10 protein-coding genes and 1 riboswitch are annotated in these 15,413 nt (G+C 32.8%); all 10 genes read left to right on the forward strand.

What is annotated here, in order from left to right:
- Nucleotides 1-27 precede the first annotated feature (27 nt).
- Nucleotides 28-717: a TrmB family transcriptional regulator gene (locus EHE19_RS06340; RefSeq protein WP_137698510.1), complete on the forward strand. Its 690-nt coding sequence runs from the start codon at nt 28-30 to the stop codon at nt 715-717.
- A 31-nt stretch (nt 718-748) separates the two neighbouring features.
- Nucleotides 749-1,999: a diaminopimelate decarboxylase gene (gene lysA, locus EHE19_RS06345; RefSeq protein ID WP_137698509.1), complete on the forward strand. Its 1,251-nt coding sequence runs from the start codon at nt 749-751 to the stop codon at nt 1,997-1,999.
- Nucleotides 2,000-2,079: 80 nt separating this feature from the next.
- A complete protein-coding gene (locus EHE19_RS06350; protein WP_137698508.1) occupies nt 2,080-3,069 on the forward strand; it encodes a diaminopimelate dehydrogenase in 990 nt (329 codons plus the stop codon).
- A gap of 274 nt (nt 3,070-3,343) precedes the next feature.
- Nucleotides 3,344-3,583 carry a hypothetical protein gene (locus tag EHE19_RS06355; RefSeq protein WP_244648345.1) on the forward strand — a complete coding sequence of 80 codons (240 nt, stop codon included), beginning with the start codon at nt 3,344-3,346 and terminating at the stop codon, nt 3,581-3,583.
- A gap of 235 nt (nt 3,584-3,818) precedes the next feature.
- Nucleotides 3,819-3,909, forward strand: a riboswitch (glycine riboswitch).
- Between the two features lie 248 nt (nt 3,910-4,157).
- On the forward strand, nt 4,158-5,309 hold the full coding sequence (locus tag EHE19_RS06360) for a pyridoxal-phosphate-dependent aminotransferase family protein (protein ID WP_137698506.1): 1,152 nt from the start codon (nt 4,158-4,160) through the stop codon (nt 5,307-5,309).
- Between the two features lie 73 nt (nt 5,310-5,382).
- The gene (gene serA, locus EHE19_RS06365) at nt 5,383-6,990 is read left to right on the forward strand and encodes a phosphoglycerate dehydrogenase (protein ID WP_137698505.1); all 1,608 of its coding nucleotides are present in this window, start codon (nt 5,383-5,385) and stop codon (nt 6,988-6,990) included.
- 409 nt (nt 6,991-7,399) lie between these two features.
- Nucleotides 7,400-8,566, forward strand: coding sequence for a copper amine oxidase N-terminal domain-containing protein (locus EHE19_RS06370; protein WP_137698504.1), 1,167 nt, complete (start codon nt 7,400-7,402; stop codon nt 8,564-8,566).
- Nucleotides 8,567-9,279: 713 nt separating this feature from the next.
- Entirely contained in the window at nt 9,280-11,640 is a 2,361-nt protein-coding gene (locus EHE19_RS06375; RefSeq protein WP_137698503.1) for an ABC transporter ATP-binding protein, read from the forward strand.
- A gap of 178 nt (nt 11,641-11,818) precedes the next feature.
- Complete coding sequence (locus tag EHE19_RS06380; RefSeq protein WP_137698502.1) at nt 11,819-13,693, forward strand: ABC transporter ATP-binding protein; 1,875 nt, start codon at nt 11,819-11,821, stop codon at nt 13,691-13,693.
- Nucleotides 13,694-13,969: 276 nt separating this feature from the next.
- Nucleotides 13,970-14,416 (forward strand): hypothetical protein, encoded by a 447-nt coding sequence (locus EHE19_RS06385; RefSeq protein ID WP_137698501.1) that lies wholly within the window; start codon nt 13,970-13,972, stop codon nt 14,414-14,416.
- Nucleotides 14,417-15,413: the final 997 nt, after the last annotated feature.

The following is a 15,413-nucleotide window of genomic DNA, read 5'->3' on the forward strand; positions in this document are numbered from 1 at the left end:
TTGATTTTTGATGAAAGGATAGCTGAAATGGATGTTATAGAGGCTTTAATGCAGGCAGGCTTTACAAAGCATGAATCAATACTTTATGTTACTTTGTGCAGAGAAGGTGAATTGACAGGATATGAAGCTTCTAAATTAACCGGTATTTCAAGGTCAAATGCATATCTAGGATTAGCAGGACTTTCAGATAAAGGCGGAGCTTATAAAATTAATGGAGAGACCTTAAAGTATGCTCCTGTAGATTCAAATGAACTGGCTGAAAATATCAAGAGAAAGTTTAATAAAGTAATTAAGGTTATTGAAGAGGAAATACCACAGGTTAATAAATCAAAGGATACATTTATAACAATTAACGGTGATGAGCAAATAATTAATAAAATTAAAAATTTGATTAATTATGCACAATATAGGATTTATATTTCAATTTCAAGAGAGCACCTTGATTATGTAATTGAGGAACTCAAGTCGGCTCAAAAGCGTGGTTTGAAGGTTGTTATAATTACATCGGAGGGTGTCCAATTTGAAGGTATGACTTGCTATAAGTCACAAATGAATTACGGAAGTATTAGACTTATAACTGATTCGGCAAATGTTTTCACAGGACAACTAAGCGGAGAAAATTCAACTGGTTTATTTTCAATGAACAACAACTTGGTTGATTTAATTAAGGATTCATTGAAAAATGAGATTAAACTGATTGATAACAAGATAATTTAACTTAAAAAATGATTATTATGTGGAGGTTAAAATGACTGAATACTATTCAACGAAAACAAATTTTTTTGGAAACTCAAATCCTGAAAAACTGATAAAGGAATTTGGAAGTCCATTATATGTTTACAACGAGAAAATATTAAGGCAGCGTTGTAAGGACATGAAGAATTTGGTTGACTATCCTCACTTCATACCAAATTATTCTATTAAGGCAAACTCAAATCTACAGATAATTAAAATTGTAAGAGAAGAAGGACTAAGAGCAGATGCTATGTCCGCAGGAGAAATTCAGCTGCTTTTATATGCAGGTTACAAGCCAGAAGAACTGTTTTTTGTGCCAAACAACGTATCAGAAGCAGAACTAAAATATGCAGTTGATAATGGAGTTTTGGTAAGCGTGGATTCACTTTCTCAGCTTGAACTTTTAGGAAAAATTAATCCAGGCGGGAAGGCAGCCATAAGATTTAATCCTGGAGTTGGGGCTGGACACCATGAGAAGGTTGTCACTGCCGGTAAGAAAACAAAGTTTGGTGTAAATATTGATTGTGTTGAGCAGGTAAAAGAAATTGCTAAAAAGTATAACCTTAAAATATGTGGGGTAAATCAGCATATTGGTTCACTGTTTATGGAAGGTGATTCATATATTGAGGGAGTAAAATCTATACTAGCAGTAGCAGAGCAGTTTGAGGATATAGAGTTTGTTGATATGGGTGGAGGATTTGGAATACCTTATAAAAAGCAAGAAGGACAGGCAGCATTAGATTTGGTTAGCTTTAGAGAAAAGCTTTCTAAGGTTTTAGAAGAGTGGACTGACAAATATGGCAAAAAGATATTGTTCAAATCTGAACCAGGAAGATATATTGTAGCAGAATGTGGAGTACTATTGGGAACCGTTTATGCTACTAAAAACAATTATGCACATAAGTATGTAGGTACAGATATTGGGTTTAATGTTTTGGCAAGACCTGTAATGTATGATTCACACCACGATATAGAAGTATATAGGAATGGAAAACCATTAAATGAAGACGATACAGAGGAAGTAACAGTAGTAGGAAATATCTGCGAAAGCGGAGACATTATTGCAAAAGATAGAGTTTTACCAGTAATAAAAGAAGGCGATATTTTAGGTATTATGGATGCAGGTGCTTATGGGTTTGCTATGAGTTCAAACTACAATATGAGATTAAGACCTGCTGAGATTCTTATAAAAGAAAATGGTGATGCGGTGCTCATTAGACGCAGAGATACCTTTGAAGATTTGATTGCACCGTTTAATGTTTAATGCAAAATATTAATTAAATCAATTTTTTTACAATTTTTAAGTTGATTTAAAATATAATTTTTTAAATAAGGGGTAGAACGATGAGCAAAATTAGAATAGGTATTGTAGGATACGGAAATATTGGAAGAGGAGTTGAAGCGGCTATAAAGCAAAATGCTGATACTGAGTTGGTCGCTGTTTTCACTAGAAGAGCACCTGAAAGTATAACTGTTAAAACTCCTAATGTTAAGGTAGTTGAAATTAAGGATGCAAGTAAATATGTAAATGACATCGATGTAATGATTTTATGCGGAGGCTCTGCAACTGATTTGCCAGTACAGGGACCTGAATTTGCTGCAATGTTTAATATTGTAGATAGTTTTGATACTCATGCAAAGATTCCTGAGTATTTTGAGAAAATAAATAATGCTGCTTCTGCTGCAAAGAAAACAGGCATTATTTCTGTAGGCTGGGATCCAGGCTTGTTCTCAATGATAAGAATGATCTCTGGTGCAATATTACCAGTGGGTAATGATTATACTTTCTGGGGAAAAGGCGTTAGTCAAGGCCATTCAGATGCTATTAGGAGAGTAGCTGGAGTAAAAAGTGCTATTCAATACACAGTGCCAATAGATGAAGCAATCAGCAGTGTAAGAAGAGGCAGCAATCCTGAATTGACAACAAGACAAAAGCATATAAGAGAGTGCTTTGTTGTTGCTGAAGATGGAGCAGACAAGGCTAAAATAGAAGCTGATATCAAAAATATGCCAAACTATTTTGCAGATTATAATACAATTGTACATTTTATTACTGAAGAAGAGTTAAAGAGGGACCATTCAAAGATGCCTCACGGTGGTTTTGTATTCAGAAGCGGAAAGTCTGGCTTTGAGAATGAGAATAATCACATTGTAGAATTTGCAATTAAACTAGACAGCAATCCTGAATTTACAGGAAATGTTCTTGTAGCATATGCAAGGGCAGCAGTTAGAATGAACAAAGAAGCAAGCTTTGGTGCTAAGACAGTATTCGATGTTCCATTGTCATACTTGTCAGCAAAAAGCCATGCTGAACTGATTAAAGAACTTCTATAGTTTTAATGATGCTACTTAAATAGCTTAAATTAATAGCTTAAATTGTAGATGTCAAACATTATCAACGAGTTATGTCCTCTAAGAGAACGTGAATAGCTTTATTAAAAATAATAGGAACAAATTTTTTGTCATTGCATATAAATGTAATAGAGTTTGTTGAACAAAGTAAAATAGTTCAAGCTCTTTTTGCTTGGCACTATAGATAATCCAGTGCCAGTAACAACAGTTTCTTCATTAATGATGACCATTAAGTGGTCAGAAGTAGGAGGCAATGATGGGAAGTTTGGATAATGTAACTTGGAAGGGAAATAGCCAAAAAATGTTTAATACAATTCTTGATGCTGTTCCTTCAATTTTTAAATCTACTGTTAAGCGTGAAGTAGAAGCATGGCTTAGCAAAAACAACGTAAATGAAATAACTGAAGAATTAGTTCTTCAAGCATTTAAAGAGAAGGCTCCAAAGCCTATGTGGAATAAACTGATTGGTCAGTTAGAAGCCATGAAAACTGAATAATCAAATATTGTGTTTTGTTGATGAGATTGAGTGAAGAATTATTTTGCTTCACTCAATTTTTATTCTAAAAAATAAAGAATAAAAAGTTGACATTTTCTTGACATGAATTGTTAATTTAAATATAATTAATTTATTCTATAACTGAATATTGCGGATGATTGTTGTGGGAGAGATGTTTTATTATTAATAAAACTCACCGAAGGAGTAGCACTCTCAGGTCATAGAGACTACAACAGGACGGACCTCTGGAGAGACCAATGACGGCGCCGAAGGGGCAAGAGCTTTTGAAAGCTTAATCTCTCAGGCAAAAGGACAGAGTTATAAAATGCGGTAGCATTGTTTTTGTGTTGCATAAGCAATGTAAGCTTGCAAGCATTTTTTAATGTGCATTTTGAGAGGTCAAATATTTATTATTTGGCTTTTTGTTATTTTATTACAAAAAATATTTGATTTATGTAGCTGCAATATTTATTGTTAAGCTAAATGCATAAGTGGCTAAGTCCCGCTGTTGTGTTTTTTACAGAGATAACTAACGTTTATTAAATTATTTGATAATATATTGGAGGATATAATAATGGAAAAAGAAAAATTACTTATGACACCGGGACCTACAATGATTCCACCAAGAGTGTTGGAGGTTATGAGAAGACAAATAATTCATCACAGAACAAAGGAATTTGAAGCTATATTTGATGGGTTGGAAGAGGATTTAAAATTTGTATTTCAAACTAAGAATCCTGTATTAGTATTGGCGTCATCAGGAACAGGAGGTATGGAAGCAGCAGTAGTAAATCTTTTCTCACCCGGAGATACAGTATTGGCTATAAGTGTAGGAAACTTTGGAGATAGATTTGCAGACATAGCTAAAACTTTTGGTCTTAATGTTAAGAAGTTAGCAGTTAATTGGGGAGAAGCTGTTAATGTTAATGATGTAAAAAAAATATTGGATGAAGATGTAGACAATGAAATAAAGGCTATTTTAGTTACACATAATGAGACTTCTACAGGTGTTACAAATGATATTGAAGCAATTGGAAAGCTAACTAAAGACACAAAGAGATTGTTGGTAGTTGATGCAATTAGTTCATTAGGTGGACTAGAACTTCAAATGGATAATTGGGGATTGGATGTTGTTGTTACAGGTTCTCAAAAGGCATTGATGGCACCTCCAGGATTAGCTTTTGTAGGATTAAGTGATAAGGCATGGGATGCTGTAGAAAACTCAAAATTACCAAAGTTTTATTGGGACTTCAAAAAGTACAAAAAGGGATTGATGAAGGCAGGAGAAAATCCACCATACACACCAGCTATCACAATTATGATGGCGCAGGCAGAAGCGCTGAAGATGATTAAAGAAGAGGGATTAGAAAATGTTTATGCAAGACATAAAAAGCTTGCATTAGCAACTCAGGCAGGTGTTAAGGCTCTTGGACTGGAATTGCTTCCAAATCAAGATGTTTCTTCATACATAATTACTGCTGTTAAGGCACCTGAGGGTATAGATATTGCAAAAGTAATTAAAACTTTAAATCTGAAGTACGATATTATGATAACTGGAGGACAAAAAGATTTAAAGGGTAAAATTTTCAGAATTGGACATTGCGGATATACAGATGGTCTAGATTTAATTAAGACTTTTGCAGCTTTAGAATATGCTTTAAGTGATGCAGGCTACAAGGTAGAAATGGGTGTTTCAGTAGGAGCAGTGCAGAAGGCTTTACAGTAAGTACTGTGTTAAACAAAGGATGGTTAATTAAAAGGTTTAATTATTAAAGAAATTACTAGGAGGTAATTAAATTATGAAGGTAATAGTAACAGAAAGAATAGCAGATGATGGTATTGAGCACCTTAGAAAAGACGGTCATGAGGTTGATGTTAAGTATGGAATTTCTCATGAAGAATTGCTTGAAATAATAGAAAATTATGATTCAATTATTGTAAGAAGTGTAACAAGAATTAACGAAGAACTTTTGAATAAAGGAACAAAACTAAAGGTTGTAGGTCGTGCGGGTAATGGTGTAGATAATATAGATCTTCCTGCATGTACAAAAAGAGGTATTATTGTAGTTAATACACCAGAGAGCAATAGTATGGCAGCAGCTGAGTTGGCTGTTGGCTTGGCTTATGCTATTTTTAGAAATATTCCTCAGGCTCATTGGGCTGGAAAGGAAAAAAAGGATTTCAGAAGAAATAGGTTCTTAGGAAATGAGTTAGATCAGAAAACAGTAGGTGTTATCGGATTAGGAAGAATAGGTTCGATTGTTGCTACAAAGCTAAAGGGCTCAAATATGAGAGCTATAGCTTACGACCCATATATTACTGATGAAAAATTCAAAAAGCTTGGAGTGGAAAGATGTGAAACTCTTGAGGAATTGCTGAAGCAGGCAGATTTGATTACTATTCACACTCCAAAGACAGCTGAAACTATTAATATGATTAATGAGGAGCAAATAAAGCTTTGTAAAGACGGCGTTAGAATAGTTAATGCAGCTAGAGGAGGACTTGTTAATGAAGATGCCTTATACAATGGTATTAAATCTGGTAAGGTTGCAGCAGCGGCGTTAGACGTACTTAATCCTGAGCCTAATTATGACAAAAAACCTGAAGAACAGGATTACGAAAACAAGCTTTTTGAACTTGACAATGTAATTATCACTCCTCATTTAGGTGCATCTACAGATGAGGCAAATTATAACGTAGGTACTTGTGTTGCTGAGTTGGTAGCAGATGCCTTAAGAGGTGATATGGTAGCAGCTGTAAATATGCCTCCAATGAAGAATAAAGAAGTAGGAGAAATGAAGCCTTATGTTGATTTGGCTGAATTATTAGGAAAAATATATTATCAAGCTGAGAAGGATACTGTTAACAAAATTGAAATAATTTACAGCGGTGAATTAGCAGAGCAAGAGACAAAATTATTGTCATTATCAGCATTAAAAGGTTTCCTTGATGTAGTTGTAAAAGAAAAGGTAAACTATGTTAATGCAGAGTTAATTGCTAAAAACATGGGTATTTCTCTTGTTGAAAGCAAAAGTTCAACACTTGAAAAATATACAAATCTGATTACCATTAGATTTACTACAAAAACTAAAACCCTTGAGGTATCAGGTACTGTATTTGCAAAACAGGAACTAAGAGTAGTTGATTTCTTTGGATATAAGCTAGACTTTGACCCAACTCCTTATGTTTTAGCTATTCAAAATATTGACCAACCAGGTATAATTGGACAGATTGGTACTATATTAGGAGCAAATGATATAAATATTGCAGCAATGCAGTGGAGTAGAAAGCAAGGCGGAGAAAAAGCAGTTGCATTTGTAAGTGTTAACTGCGAAGTAGATGATAAAGTAATTGACATGCTCAAAAATATAAAAGGTGTATTAAAGGTGACTTTATTGAAGTTCTAAAAAATTTAAATATATCTGTTTTTTAAATATAAGATGTATATAGGTGTTTTAAACTTATCGCTGGTTGTTACTAATATGGTTTCAATAATTAGTAATCAAAAATTAGGTTGATAAGTTTGAACACCTTTATTTTTCTATTTTTCTTGAGTAAAGATTAATATAATTTGTTGCAGCTGCTATGGTTCATAGTGTGCTAGGAGTTGATATAAAACAAGAAATAATATTATCAACAGTAACCGCTTAAATAGTACTTCTGTACAACATATATCTATTGCTTGCTCACGAAATTGATACTGAAATAATTGCGGTGTTAGCGTGTGATGATTTAAGTGGAAAAGTATAGCTATATGTAATATACTATTCTATATGATTGTCTAGCATAAAATTACGATGTTACAGGAGGAACTAAATGAAAAAGTATTTATTAACAAGTTTAATTTTGTTTGTTTTAATGATTTGCTTTATCGTTCCTGCATTTGCGGCAAACAACACTATCACAGAGATGCCTAATGTAAAAATTATAATTGATGGACAGGCAGGAACTTATGAAGATATACCTATCAATATGAATAACAGAACTCTTCTACCACTAAGAGGTATTTTGGTGAATCTGGGTGTTAACAATGATAATGAGCATATTGTTTGGAACTCAAAGGAAAAGAGTGTAACTGTTTTAAAAGATTCAGCAAAAATATATCTAAAAATAGGCAGCAATAAAGCTACAGTTAACGGTAAAGAAATTGTTTTAGATGCTAGTCCTGTAGTATATAAAGATAGAACCTATATTCCTGTTAATTTTATTGCACAAAGCCTTGGAATGAAGGTTGTTTGGGATGGAAGTTCTAAATCTGTTCTTATTAGTGAGCAAAATGAATATAACCGGATTAAGGATATTTTGGAAAAAGCTAATGCAGCAATGGACGAAATAAAAACCTGCAATGGAAAGATGGATATTTCTATGGCTACCGAACAGGATGGCATAAGTTTTGATATAGACATGAATATGGACATAGCTATAGATGTATTGAAGAAGAAAGCCTTTATGAACATGAAAATGGATATGTCCATAATAAATATGGATATGGATTTATACTTTACTGATAATACTCTATACATGAAGAATCCTTTATCAGATCAATGGGAAAAGAGTACTATGTCAGAAAAAGATTACAATAAAATATTTGATGAAAAAGCTAATATTGATATATTAGATATTTCTGATACGCTATGTGCAGGATTGAAGGAAGTTAAGAGCAGCAAACCAGATGAGATTCTTTTAAAAGGAAATGTATTTCTGGGGGATTTGCTGAATATGGTGGGTGAGAATCAGGGAACAGATTTATCTAATGCTATATTTGATAATTTTAATGTTGAGATTTCACTAGATAAAAATACATATCTGCTTAATAGCATTAAAATGGTGACAAGTTTTAGTATAGCAGGGGATGAAACTCAAGGTGCAGAAATGACTATAAAATGTCAATATCTAGATTATAACAGCGACATTAATATAGTTGTTCCTGAGGATGTAATAAAGAATGCTGTTGAGAATCCATATTTGGCGGATTCACTGTAATATAATAAAAACAGAATGAAAAAAGGAGTTAACAATTGTTAACTCCTTTTTTGAGGTTATTTTGAATAGAATAAACTTAAATTTAACTTGTTGCACTATCTTTAACCAAGTAAACATTTATCCAATTTGTACTCGCGAACCAATATAAGATAAGGGAAAATTAAAGTACTGGCTTACTGCTGCTCCCGCATAAGTTTGCCTAAATGGGTTACTCCCAAAATATTTGTTTAATCTTAAACCAAGAACTCCATTTACTCCAGTGTAATTACTAGGGATAAGTAGCTTGACTGCAAACCCAGTTTAAATAAATTAGCGCAACCAGATAAACTTCTTATTAGTTTAAAAAAAAAATTAGGTAAAATTGCACAAAAATAACTAACATTTGACGATGTGATTTGGCAAAATATATATAAGACATATAAAGTTTATTTGTTTATAATTAAGTAGTTTACATGTATTAAAAATAGTTAATGCTATTATAGATATTAATAAATTTCGGCAACAAAATATTGATAAGTTTGAACTGCAGAAACTCAATTGCAGCTGAAGCGTGCCGAAATTATTGGCAATAAACTATTGATAGGTTTGAAAACCGATAAATTTTTGGGGGTTGAAAGTTGAGTGATTTATAATAATCTTCAAAGGAATAAATTTAAATTACGATACAAGTTGATAGCAAGAATACAAGCATGCAAGATAGGAAGGAGTACAAGATGTTTAAAATATTGAAGCACTTAAAACCACATATTATTTCTATTATATGTATAATCGGATTTTTGTTAATACAGGCTTTATGTGAACTTTCTCTGCCCGACTACATGTCTGATATTGTTAATGTGGGTATTCAGCAGGGTGGTGTTGAAAATGCTGTTCCAGAAGTTATAAGAAAAAGTGAGTTGGATAAAATTACACTTTTCATAAGTGAAGAAAGCAGAAAACTGGTATATGATAATTATAAATTAATAGAGAAGGATAATTTTTCAGAACAAGATATAGACAATTATTTAAAGATTTATCCTGAAATAAAAAATAATGATGTTTATGTACTAAATACAATTGATGAAGAAACTATTGAAGCTTTGAACTCTATAATCGGCAAGTCAATACTAATGCTTCAGACAATTGAACAAAAAGGTATAGCTTCTATTATTGGACAACAGAATATTGGAAATGCTGTTGAAAATAATACTCCAAGTTCTGAGCGAAAGATTATAAATGATACTCAGCAGAAGTCTGATGAACAAAGCCAGCAGCCACAGCTATCAGATGGGTTAGCAGGGAAAATTGAAAGTTCTGCTAATGTAAACAAGGATGCTGATATATTGGATTATTTATCTAAAATGCCAAAAGAGCAACTATTGGCTATGAAGAAACTAGCTGACGAGAAGCTTGAGCAAATGCCTGAGAGTATGATAATACAGGGTGCAATACCTTATGTGAAAGCCGAGTATTCTGTCCTTGGCAGAGATACTGACTGGCTGCAAACAAATTATATCCTCTATGTTGGATTACTTATGCTGCTGATATCATTTGGAAGCTTAGTTGCCACCGTTTTGGGAAGTTTACTTTCATCAAGGGTAGCAGCAGGACTTAGCAAAAGCCTTAGAAAAAATGTATTTGAAAATGTTGTAAGCTTTTCAAATACAGAATTTGATAAGTTTTCTACATCCTCTCTAATAACAAGAAGCACCAACGACATTCAACAGGTTCAGACATTTATTATAATGCTTCTGCGAATAGTCTTCTATGCTCCTATATTGGGTATTGGCGGTGTAATAAAGGTTATGAATACTGATACACAAATGTCATGGATTATTGGTGTGGGTGTATTAGCTATGATGGCTTTGATAGTTGTATTGTTTGTGGTTGCAATGCCTAAATTCAAAAGTATGCAGAAGCTTGTTGACAGACTAAATCTTGTGACACGTGAGTCTCTTACAGGAATGCTTGTTGTTAGAGCGTTTAGTACTCAGAAATACGAAGAAAATAAGTTTGATAAGGCAAATATAGATTTCACAAAAACAACCCTTTTTGTTAGCAGAGCCATGGCAGCAATGATGCCTGTTATGATGCTTATTATGAATTGTATTACACTTCTGATTGTATGGGTTGGTGCTCATCAGATAGATTTGGGTAACATGCAGGTTGGAAATATGATGGCATTTATGCAGTATGCAATGCAGATAATAGTATCCTTCCTGATGATTTCTGTTATATCAATTATTTTACCTCGTGCTTCGGTATCAATTTCGCGTATAGCAGAGGTGTTAGATACAACTGGAACAATAAAAAATCCAGATACTATAAAAGAATTCCGCAAAGACCTTAAAGGTCATGTGGAATTCAGAAATGTATCCTTTAAATATCCTGGAGCCGATGATTATGTACTTTCAGATGTGAGTTTTACTGCCAAGCCTGGTGAAACCACTGCATTTATCGGAAGTACAGGAAGTGGGAAATCGACACTTATAAATCTGCTGCCTCGTTTTTATGATGTTACTGAAGGGCAAATTTTGGTCAATGGTATAGATATTAGGGAGGTTTCATTGCATGAACTTAGAGAAAAAATTGGTTATGTACCACAAAAGGGTATATTGTTCTCAGGTACTATTGAGAGCAATTTAAAATATGGTAACGAAGCTGCAACAGAAGAAGACTTAAGAAGTTCTTCAGAAATTGCACAAGCCATGGAATTTATTAATGAAAAGGAAGAGGGCTTCAAAACAGAAATATCCCAAGGAGGAACAAATGTTTCTGGAGGACAGAAGCAGCGATTATCAATTGCCCGTGCGCTTGTTAAAAAGCCTGAAATATTTATATTTGACGATAGCTTTTCTGCATTGGACTTCAAGACTGATGCTGCACTTAGAAAAGCCCTAAAGGAGAAAACGGGTGATGCAACTGTTCTTGTAGTTGCTCAAAGAATAAGTACAGTAATGAATGCAAATCAAATCCTAGTGCTGGATGAAGGAAAGGTTGTAGGAATTGGTACCCATAAGGAATTGATGGAGAGTTGTGAGGTATATCAGCAAATTGCTTTATCCCAACTGTCGCAAGAAGAACTGTCTAGTTAAGTATAAAAGCAAAGCGACAGTTTAATGTCGCAAGAAGAACTGTCTAGTTAAGAATAAAGCAAAACGACAGTTTAATGTCTCAGAAGAACTTTCTAGCTAGGAAGGGATATAAGGTTGAGGCGTACCGCCACGAAAGTAATACCAGATTAATGTGCCGAGAGTCGGCGTGGAGGTTAGTATGAGTAAAAATTCTGAAAATAAAATACCTAGAAAAAATAAAAAACAAAGTATGGGTGGACCAATGGGAGGACCTATGGGCGCTCAGGTTGAAAAAGCGAAAAATTTCAAAAAAACAATTAGAAAACTACTTGCTTATATGAAACCATATTTGCCAGCTATTATAGTTGCTTTAGTATTAGCAATTGGCAGTGCTGCTTTTTCAATAGCTGGTCCCAAAATTCTTGGTAATGCAACTACAAAGATTTTTGAAGGTTTGATTGGCAAGGTTAGTGGAGAGAGTACTGGTATAGACTTTGATTATATAGGAGAAAAGTTATTATTTTTGGTAGGATTATATGCCATCAGTTCATTATTTGCATTTATTCAAGGGTACACAATGGCAGGTGTTGCGCAAAAGGTATCCTACAGGTTGAGAAAAGAAATTTCTGAAAAAATTAACCGTTTACCTCTTAAATATTTTGATAAAATGACACATGGTGAAGTTTTATCGAGGGTTACAAATGATGTTGATACAGTTAGTCAAACACTTAATCAAAGCTTGTCACAGATTATTACATCCATAACAATGCTGATAGGAATATTGATAATGATGCTTTCTATTAGTTGGTTGATGACTTTGGCATCAGTATTAATTCTTCCATTATCAGTAGTTTTTATATCATTAATTGTTAAGAAATCTCAGAAATATTTTAAATCTCAGCAGGAGTATCTAGGACATGTAAATGGCCATGTGGAGGAAATATTTAGCGGACATAACATAATGAAAGCTTTTAATGGAGAGAAAAAGGCAGTTGAAACCTTTGACCAGCTAAATAATACCCTTTATACATCTGCATGGAAATCTCAGTTTTTGTCAGGAATGATGATGCCTATAATTTTCTTTGTAGGCAATCTTGGATATGTTATGGTATCAATTCTAGGAGGCTGGCTTGCAATTAAAAAAACTATAGAGGTTGGAGATATTTTGGCATTTGTTCAATATGTAAGGCAGTTTTCACAGCCTCTTGGTCAGGTGGCACAGGTTGCTAATATATTACAGTCAACAGCGGCGGCAGCAGAAAGAGTATTTGAGTTTTTAGAAGAACAAGAGGAAACAGAGGATATAGAGAAGCCTGTTACCATTGATGGAATAAAAGGAGAAGTAGAATTTAAGAATGTTCACTTTGGATATAATCCTGAAAGCATAATAATAAATAATTTTTCAGCTCATATAAAGCCTGGACAAAGAGTAGCAATTGTAGGCCCTACAGGTGCTGGAAAGACAACAATGGTAAAACTTTTAATGCGTTTCTACGAACTGAATAGTGGAGACATCTTTATTGATGGTAATAACATTGTTGATTTCAAGAGAGGCGAACTGCGAGATTTATTTGGTATGGTGCTACAGGATACATGGCTGTTTAATGGAACAATTATGGACAATATTAGGTATGGCAGAATTGATGCTACAGATGAAGAGGTCATAAAGGCTGCAAAGGCTGCTCATGCTCACCATTTCATAAAAACATTACCAGATGGCTATAATATGGTGTTAAATGAAGAGGCAAGTAATGTATCACAAGGTCAAAAGCAGCTTTTAACAATAGCTCGTGCTATTTTGTCAGACCCCAAAATTCTAATTCTTGACGAAGCAACAAGTTCAGTAGACACTCGTACAGAGGTTCTTATTCAGAAGGCCATGGAAAACTTGATGAAAAATAGAACAAGCTTTATAATAGCGCACAGATTATCAACAATAAGAGATGCTGATTTGATATTAGTTATGAAGGATGGGGATATTGTAGAGCAAGGTACGCATGAAGAATTAGTATCAGCTAAGGGTTTCTATGCTTCATTGTACAACAGCCAGTTTGAAACTAATGAGGCTTCATAGAAATATTTATGGTAACCAAACTGCGTTCAATATCTAATTAAAGTTTAATTTATTCTGAAAAGGAGTTATTGGAAATAAAAAATAATATAACAAACAGTAAAATGTTTAATATAATAATTCTTTATTAATATTTAAAAAGCTTATACTTTTGAAAGATTAAATTTCAGAAGGTAAGCTTTTTTTGCATAATCGAAAACCTAGAGCCGATAATAGACATCTGACACTTTAAATAAAATGAAGTTAATGATATAATTAAATTCTAAGGAGGTGTTGAGCATGGACGATAAATTATTTAATTTGATTGAAAAAATGTATTCAGATTTAAAGAATGAAATATCATCAGTAAAAGATAATTTAACGAATGAAATATCATCAGTAAAAGAGAATTTAACGAATGAAATATCATCAGTAAAAGAGAATTTAACGAATGAAATATCATCAGTAAAAGAGAATTTAAAGAATGAAATATCATCAGTAAAAGAGAATTTAACGAATGAAATATCATCAGTAAAAGAGAATTTAACGAATGAAATATCATCAGTAAGAGAAGATTTAACAAATGAAATAAGAACCGTAGGAAACCAAGTTTTGAAACTAGAAAATGATATAAATCCTAAAATAGAAGCTTTATTTGATGGCTATAAGCAGAATACAGAAGCCCTCGAACGAATAGAAAAAGAGGTCTCAAAGCAGGAAGAAATTATAATGCGACGTGTGAAATAAATATATAAAAAATAATAGATATAAATAAATCGATAAAAATTAATAAATTAACACAAGTCCTTGAATCTTTCAAAGTTCTTCATTTTCGGAAGGTAAATAATCATCTCAGCAGTGACCAAATAATTCTTGAATTCCTCAAAAGGCTATATTTTGAGTATATTAAACTACATATTAAACTACATATTAAACTACATATTATAGAATATTTAATTATAATAGTTCTATCAATTTTAATTTTTGTTTTTTTAACGCATCTGCCAAAACCTAATATAAGTTTTGTAAAGTTTCTGATTTATACACAAATTTATGACGAGTATCATTGACATGAAAAGAACGCAGCAAGGGATCAACATAGGAATCTTTGTAACATGTCGCCTAGTTCATAAATATAGTGACGAACTTTACGATATTTACTTAGGCTGTGATCAAAAGTTAGCACTAATATCATTGAACTTTACCCGTTTATAAGTTTCAAAAAAGTCATTGCCTTATAAAGACAATGACTTTTTGAGAAGTTTGTGTATAGGGGTTACCACAAAATTTATTTTTTAATATTGGTAAAATATTCTGCTTATTTATATATCGACACATTATACTGTTTTCATTAACACTATTTTTAAAAAAATTTAATAAAATAAGAAAAAAATGTATAAAGTGGTGAATAGTTAGCGAAATTTGTAAAGTAATCAAATAATTAGTATGTATTATTGGAAATGTTGAAAGCATAAATATTTATATCTTATAAGATAGCTGTTTATAATTTTACCGTGCTGTTTATAATCTAAGGATTGTACTCGTACTCGAAGTTGAAGTTAAAATAATATTGGCTACTAAAACAAGTAATTATACTAATCTTTAACACAAAACCAGACTATTCCCAATATGCTATAAATTTTAGTAATTCACTTTGATAATAAAGCATGTTGTGAGTGTTGTAAAATAATAAATATCAACAGTATACTAGTTAAATAGTATTCCAGTTAATATAATATATGGC

It is taken from the genome of Ruminiclostridium herbifermentans, assembly GCF_005473905.2.
Lineage (GTDB): Bacteria > Bacillota > Clostridia > Acetivibrionales > DSM-1351 > Ruminiclostridium > Ruminiclostridium herbifermentans.

Bases quoted from the DNA above. Each gene is read 5' to 3' on its own strand.
- serA (WP_137698505.1), top strand. From the start codon at position 5,383: ATGAAGGTAATAGTAACAGAAAGAATAGCAGATGATGGTATTGAGCAC.
- EHE19_RS06370 (WP_137698504.1), top strand. From the start codon at position 7,400: ATGAAAAAGTATTTATTAACAAGTTTAATTTTGTTTGTTTTAATGATT.
- EHE19_RS06385 (WP_137698501.1), top strand. From the start codon at position 13,970: ATGGACGATAAATTATTTAATTTGATTGAAAAAATGTATTCAGATTTA.
- EHE19_RS06380 (WP_137698502.1), top strand. From the start codon at position 11,819: ATGAGTAAAAATTCTGAAAATAAAATACCTAGAAAAAATAAAAAACAA.
- EHE19_RS06375 (WP_137698503.1), top strand. From the start codon at position 9,280: ATGTTTAAAATATTGAAGCACTTAAAACCACATATTATTTCTATTATA.
- EHE19_RS06340 (WP_137698510.1), top strand. From the start codon at position 28: ATGGATGTTATAGAGGCTTTAATGCAGGCAGGCTTTACAAAGCATGAA.
- EHE19_RS06355 (WP_244648345.1), top strand. From the start codon at position 3,344: ATGGGAAGTTTGGATAATGTAACTTGGAAGGGAAATAGCCAAAAAATG.
- EHE19_RS06350 (WP_137698508.1), top strand. From the start codon at position 2,080: ATGAGCAAAATTAGAATAGGTATTGTAGGATACGGAAATATTGGAAGA.
- EHE19_RS06360 (WP_137698506.1), top strand. From the start codon at position 4,158: ATGGAAAAAGAAAAATTACTTATGACACCGGGACCTACAATGATTCCA.
- lysA (WP_137698509.1), top strand. From the start codon at position 749: ATGACTGAATACTATTCAACGAAAACAAATTTTTTTGGAAACTCAAAT.